Consider the following 1,662-nt stretch of genomic DNA (forward strand, 5'->3'; position numbering starts at 1 on the left):
CTTCATTATAGAACTTTCAGTTAAATTTTTACCAAGAATAATTCACAAAAACGTTGTAAAACACTTGCAATTTAGCTGAAATTTGATAAAATAGTAAGGAAAGTTAGACTGTATTGCCTACGGTCTATCTATAAAATATATTTTATTGGAGGCTTTTACTCAAATGGCAAAAGAAAAATACGATCGTAGTAAACCACACGTTAACATTGGTACTATCGGACACGTTGACCACGGTAAAACTACCCTAACTGCAGCTATCACAACTGTTTTGGCACGTCGCTTGCCTTCATCAGTTAACCAACCTAAAGACTATGCGTCTATCGATGCTGCTCCAGAAGAACGCGAACGCGGTATCACAATCAACACTGCGCACGTTGAGTACGAAACTGAAAAACGTCACTACGCTCACATCGACGCTCCAGGACACGCGGACTACGTTAAAAACATGATCACTGGTGCCGCTCAAATGGACGGTGCTATCCTTGTAGTAGCTTCAACTGACGGACCAATGCCACAAACTCGTGAGCACATCCTTCTTTCACGTCAGGTTGGTGTTAAACACCTTATCGTCTTCATGAACAAAGTTGACTTGGTAGACGACGAAGAATTGCTTGAATTGGTTGAAATGGAAATCCGTGACCTATTGTCAGAATACGACTTCCCAGGTGACGATCTTCCAGTTATCCAAGGTTCAGCTCTTAAAGCTCTTGAAGGTGACTCTAAATACGAAGACATCGTTATGGAATTGATGAACACAGTTGATGAGTACATCCCAGAACCAGAACGTGACACTGACAAACCATTGCTTCTTCCAGTCGAAGACGTATTCTCAATCACTGGACGTGGTACAGTTGCTTCAGGACGTATCGACCGTGGTATCGTTAAAGTCAACGACGAAATCGAAATCGTTGGTATCAAAGAAGAAACTCAAAAAGCAGTTGTTACTGGTGTTGAAATGTTCCGTAAACAACTTGACGAAGGTCTTGCCGGAGATAACGTAGGTGTCCTTCTTCGTGGTGTTCAACGTGATGAAATCGAACGTGGACAAGTTATCGCTAAACCAGGTTCAATCAACCCACACACTAAATTCAAAGGTGAAGTCTACATCCTTACTAAAGAAGAGGGTGGACGTCACACTCCATTCTTCAACAACTACCGTCCACAATTCTACTTCCGTACTACTGACGTTACAGGTTCAATCGAACTTCCAGCAGGTACTGAAATGGTAATGCCTGGTGATAACGTGACAATCGACGTTGAGTTGATCCACCCAATCGCCGTAGAACAAGGTACTACATTCTCTATCCGTGAGGGTGGACGTACTGTTGGTTCAGGTATGGTTACAGAAATCGAAGCTTAATTCGATTTAGTTCCCAGAAGAACAATTATTTAAGTCAGACACTAAAAGAATCTTGCTTTGCAAGGTTCTTTTTTTCAGATATTGAACTAATACTCAATGAAAATCAAAGAGCAAACTAGGAAGCTAGCTGCAGGCTGCTCAAAACACTGTTTTGAGGTTGTAGATAAGACTGACGAAGTCAGCTCAAAACACTGTTTTGAGGTTGCAGATAGAACTGACGAAGTCAGCTCAAAACACTGTTTTGAGGTTGCAGATAGAACTGACGAAGTCAGCTCAAAACATGGTTTTGAGGTTGTAGATAA

The 1,662-nt window shown here is 41.6% G+C and carries 2 protein-coding genes; both read left to right on the plus strand.

All coding sequences use genetic code 11. The features are described from left to right. Positions 1-163: 163 nt before the first annotated feature. Positions 164-1,360, plus strand: coding sequence for an elongation factor Tu (gene tuf / locus HT688_RS08140; RefSeq protein WP_001040724.1), 1,197 nt, complete (start codon positions 164-166; stop codon positions 1,358-1,360). A 96-nt stretch (positions 1,361-1,456) separates the two neighbouring features. Continuing rightward, a partial coding sequence (locus HT688_RS11860) for a hypothetical protein (protein ID WP_345789456.1) occupies positions 1,457-1,662 on the plus strand: 206 nt, incomplete at its 3' end.

Origin of the sequence: Streptococcus sp. 1559, from assembly GCF_013276735.1 — a bacterium.
GTDB classification, from domain to species: Bacteria; Bacillota; Bacilli; order Lactobacillales; family Streptococcaceae; genus Streptococcus; species Streptococcus pseudopneumoniae.

Excerpts from the sequence above, each read along its gene's own strand:
- tuf (WP_001040724.1), top strand. The coding sequence starts at position 164 with ATGGCAAAAGAAAAATACGATCGTAGTAAACCACACGTTAACATTGGT.